The organism is Nocardia farcinica (genome assembly GCF_029867845.1).
GTDB classification, from domain to species: Bacteria; Actinomycetota; Actinomycetes; order Mycobacteriales; family Mycobacteriaceae; genus Nocardia; species Nocardia farcinica_A.
Window position 1 is genome coordinate 1 of sequence record NZ_JARWRU010001326.1, and the last position, 4,837, is coordinate 4,837.

At 70.6% G+C, this 4,837-nt stretch carries 3 protein-coding genes; 1 reads left to right on the forward strand and 2 read right to left on the reverse strand.

All coding sequences use genetic code 11. From position 1 onward, the window contains the following. Window positions 1-42 precede the first annotated feature (42 nt). Both QH283_RS29700 and QH283_RS29705 read right to left on the reverse strand, forming a co-directional pair. Window positions 43-939, reverse strand: a complete 897-nt coding sequence (locus tag QH283_RS29700) for a LysR family transcriptional regulator (protein ID WP_280506222.1) — start codon at window positions 937-939, stop codon at window positions 43-45. Window positions 940-1,419: 480 nt separating this feature from the next. Next, on the reverse strand, window positions 1,420-2,940 hold the full coding sequence (locus tag QH283_RS29705; protein WP_280506224.1) for an aldehyde dehydrogenase family protein: 1,521 nt from the start codon (window positions 2,938-2,940) through the stop codon (window positions 1,420-1,422). A 325-nt stretch (window positions 2,941-3,265) separates the two neighbouring features. Between QH283_RS29705 and QH283_RS29710 the strand changes: the two genes are divergently transcribed. After that, window positions 3,266-4,576, forward strand: coding sequence for a PucR family transcriptional regulator (locus tag QH283_RS29710; RefSeq protein ID WP_280506223.1), 1,311 nt, complete (start codon window positions 3,266-3,268; stop codon window positions 4,574-4,576). Window positions 4,577-4,837 lie beyond the last annotated feature (261 nt).

The following is a 4,837-nucleotide window of genomic DNA, read 5'->3' on the forward strand; positions in this document are numbered from 1 at the left end:
CCCCCCCCCCCCCCCCCCCCCCCCCCCCCCCCCCGGGCCGGTTCAGCTCGCGACGGCCTGCGGCTGGTGTTGCAGGGTGGCGAAACCGCCCTCCATCGCCCGGCCGGCGAACTCCAGGATGGTGGGCCGGGTGTCGTCGGCGCGCCAGGCCACCGCCAGCTCGCAGGGCGCGATGCCGCTGAGCGGGCGCGCGGTCAGGCCGGGCCAGCGGTACATGGGGACGTTGTTCTCGGCCAGCAGGCACACGCCGAGACCCAGGCTGACGGCCTCGAGCTTGTCCTCGGGAGTGGCCGCCTCGGCGCCGATCTTGGGCGCGCGTCCGCCCCGGGCGTCGTTGCCGAGCCAGAAGTCGCGCACGGCGCCCGCTTCGGCGGGCAGGGCGATGAACGGCTCGTCGAGCAGGTCGGCGAAGTCGATCACCTCCTGGCCGGCGAGCGGGTGGGTCTCCTGGAGCAGCACCCAGCGCGGCTCGGTGCGCAGCACCTGCCAGCGGTAGCGGTTGGAGTCGGGCAGCGGCAGCCACACCAGCGCCAGGTCAGCCTGCCTGCCCGCCAGTCCGCTGGAGGCGTCGTTCCAGGAGGCGGCGTGCAGGGCCAGGCGGTAGCCGCTGGCGCTCTCCAGGTCGTTGAGCAGGCCGCGGCCGAGCGCGGACTGGATGCCCACGCGTAAGACCTCGCCCGCTTCCTGCAGGGAGACGTTGGTGACCTCCCACAGCTCCAGGATCTTGCGCGCGCCTTCGAGCAGTTCCTTGCCCGCGACGGTCAGCGCCACGCTGCGCTGGTTGCGATCGAAGAGCACGACGTCGAGCTGGCGTTCCAGCTGACGGATCTGCCGGGACAGGGTGGGTTGAGCGATGTGCAGCCGCTGGGCGGCGTTGGTGAAATGCAGTTCCTCAGCGACGGCGACGAAATACCGCAGGTCGCGCAAATGCGGGTCCATAGCCCTTTGCTATCAGAATCGGTCTTGAATTTCCAGCCTTATCAAGCCCGGAAGTCTGGATTGCGCCATCGAAACAGTCCGACGGTTTGTTACTACCCAGCATAGAGGGTTCTGTGGTGATCCGCACCATGCGAACGGGCGAACTATGGGCAGTCGCCGGGTCGCCTCGTGACGGCGGCCGATCTGGACGCTTGACCAGCGCGGATGGCGTGGGTTGCGGCGACCGGTCGTGGTTCGAGTGCTGTAACCGGCGGTCTCGGTAATCGAACAGAAAACCCGACCGAATGGAAAGTTCTACCGCCGATTCCATACTTGTGATCTTCATCACATTATGTGTATCGGGTTGTGAAAGTGGGTTCCGAGACAGTCCACGGAGACGACGAAAGCGCTGTGCGCCACGACGTGCGTCGTGCCGCACAGCGCATCGCCCCGAGCGTGGCGGGCCGGTGCCCGAAGAAGAGCCGGAAGTCCGGCGGGTGGTCAGGACTCGCTGTTGCGCTTGAGTTCGAGCAGCGCGGGCAGGTTGATCCTGCGCAGGCCACGCGCACCGGCCAGGCGCATGGCGCCCACCGCGGTCATCAGGTTGGGCACCTTGACCGGGTACCAGAACAGCTCGCGCTCCTGGGTCGGCACGATCGGCTTGGTGATGGCCTTCTGCTTGCAGTACTTGCGCACGCCCGCGGCGCCACCCCAGCGCGCGCCGACGCCGGACAGGCCCCAGCCGCCCATCGGCAGGGCGAAGCTGAACAGATTGGCGAACACGTCGTTGATGTTCACCGCGCCCGCGTTGAGCTGGCGGGCGATGCGCTCGCCGCGATTCTTGTCGCCGGTCCAGACCGACGCGGACAGGCCGTAGATCGAATCGTTGGCCAGCCGGATCGCCTCGGCCTCGTTCGCCACCTTGATCACCGGCAGCGTCGGGCCGAAGGTCTCCTCCTTGATGCAGCTCATGCCGTGGTCGACATCGACGAGCACGGTGGGCTCGAAGAAGGTGCCCTGCCCGGTGCGCTTGCCGCCGGTCAGCACCCGCGCGCCCGCGGCGACCGCCTCGTCGACGTGGCGCTGCACGATCCGCACCTGGTTCTCGTTGGCCAGCGCGCCGAGGTCGTGCTCGAGGGTGCGGCCGTCGAGGCCGTGACGCAGGGCGGCGACCTTCTCGGTGAGCTTGGCGACGAACTCGTCGTAGACCGGCGCCTCCACGTACACGCGCTCGACCGAGATGCACACCTGGCCCGCGTTGAACATGCCGCCGAAGGCGATGCCGTTGGCGGCGCGCTCGAGGTCGGCGTCGGCCAGCACGATGGCCGGGTCCTTGCCGCCGAGCTCCAGGCTGTAGGGGATCATCCGCTCCACGCAGGCGGCGGCGATCTTGCGGCCGGTGGCGGTGGAACCGGTGAACTGCACGTAGTCGACGTGCTCGATGAGCGCGGCGCCGGTGGAACCCTCACCGGTGACCACCTTGAACACCGGCGGCGCGCCGATCTCCTCCCAGCCCTTGGCCAGCTCGAGCGCCGAGAGCGGGGTGACCTCGGAGGGCTTGAGCACCACGGTCGCGCCGGCGGCCAGCGCCGGGAAGACGTCCATGATCGGCATGGCCAGCGGGAAGTTCCACGGCGTGATCACCCCGACCACCGGATACGGCTGGTAGGTGACGGTCAGCTTCTTCACCCGCGCCAGCGGGCTGTGCGGCGAGGGGTGCTCGTCGGCGAGGAACTTGCCGGCGCGGCGGGCGTAGAAGCCGATCAGGTCGGCGCCGAAGGCCGGGTCGATCAGCGCGTCGCCGCGGGCCTTGGCGGTCTCGGACTGGAGCACGTCGGCCAGGCGCTCGGTGTTGTCGATCAGCCAGTCCTGGAAGGCCAGCAGCCACTTCTTGCGGCCGTCCGGGCCGAGCGACTCCCAGCCGGGCTGGTGCCTGCGCAGCTCGGCGACGACCGCGGCGACCTCCTCGGAGGTCTGCACCGGCACCGAGCCGACGACCTCGCCGGTGCCGGGATTGCGCACCTCGACGACCCGTGGGACGGCGGCCTGCTCGGTGACCGCCTGTTCGGTGACCGCCTGTTCCGTGACGGCCTCGTCGGCGGCCTTGCCCGCGGCGGCCTTCTTCGGGGCCTGCTTCTTCGCGGGGGTCTTCCTGGTGTCGGCCTGCTCGGTCGCGACCTGCTCGATCGCGGACTCGGTGTTGGTCACTGCTGTTCTCCCACTACGTCGTGCGGCGACATCGTCCGTGTGCCGACCTGTGAGTCAGCTCACTGACCTATGATCGTTGCACAATACAAGGGGAGATTCTTGGCCCATTTTGTCAATCGGATCGGGTCGATTTGTGATCGTGAGCCAAAAATCGGAGTCGCACCGGCCACCGGGCCCGGAGCCGGGTCGCACCGACCCGGTGGTGGTGGCCTGGCTGGCCGACTACGTCTCCGACACCATGCGTTCGGACACCCTCGAGCTGGTGGTCGCGCGGCTCGACAGCGCGATCGTGGCCAGGGTGCCCGAACTGGCCGACCGCGACATGAGCCGCGACCTGGCCGCGAGCACCCGCGCCCACGCGCGCACCCTGCTGAGCAACCTCACCAGTGACAGCTTCGAGTTCAGCCTGCCGCCGGAGGCGCACGCCTTCGCCCGCACCATCGCCCGCCGCGGCCTCGACCTGAGGGTGCTGCTGCGCACCTATCACGCGGGCATGGAGGCGGTGCTCGAGTACATGAACGAGGCGGTGGAACAGCGCACCGTGCCGCCGCGGATCGAGCGCGCGGTCATGCTGCGGATGTTCGACCGCACCACCAAGTGGATCAGCATGTCGGTGGAACTGCTCACCGACACCTACGTCGAGGAGCGCGAGCGGGTGCTGCGCGCCGCGCTCAACCGCCGCACCGAGACCGTGCGGGCGCTGCTGGCGGGGGAGGAACTCGACACCGACCAGGCCGCGCTCCGCCTCGGCTACCGACTCACCGGCCACCATCTGGCCTTCGTGCTGTGGACCGACCAGAGCGAGCCCGGCGGCGACGCGGAGGTCACCGACCTGCTCGACCGGGTCGCCGCGCGGGTGACCGCCGACCTCGGCGGGGCCGGGCTGCTCACCGTCTCCTCCGGGGCCAGCGGGATGTGGGCGTGGGCGGGCATCGACGATCAGGCCCACGCCGCCGAACTGGCCGCGCCTGGCCGCATCGAGCAGTTGCTCGCCGGCTCGATCGACGAACCGGTGCGGGTCGCCTTCGGCGTGCCCGGCGCGCGGATCGCCGGTTTCCGCACCGGTCACCGCGAGGCCATGGCGGCACGACAGGTGGCCGAGCGCGGCGACGGCGCGCGGCGGGTGGTGGCCTACCGGGACGTGGAGATCGCCTACCTGGCCGGCGTCGACGCCGAGGCCATGCGCGGGCTGATCGAGCGGGAGCTGCGCGGCCTGGCCGGGCCGGACGCCGCCTCGGCGCGGCTGCGGCGCACTCTGCACACCTACCTGACCCAGCAGCGCAGCCCGGAGGCGACCGCGCGGGCGCTCGGCGTGCACAAGAACACGGTCCGCTACCGCCTGCAACGCATCGAGGAGCTGCTCGGTCACCCCGTCGAGCAGCGTGGGCTGGCACTGGAAGTCGCGCTCACCTGCCTGGACGCCTACGACGGCAGGCCGGGGGAACGGTAGGAGATCGCGCCACCGTGGCCGGACAGGCCGGTGCTGTCCGCCGGGGTCGGTGGGCGGCCTTCAGCCTGCGAATCGGTCTACCTGGTTCAGTCTGCGACGCCTTCCCCGACCCGCGCCCGGCGCGCGGGCGGTTCGACGCCGTCCGCGCTCGGGTGGCTCGGGAGCTCGGCCAGCAGCGTCGTCGTGGGGGGGGGGGCGGGCCGGGCCGCCGGGGGGCGGACCCGCCGAGCGGGGGGTTGGGCGCCGCGCCCAAACCCCCAC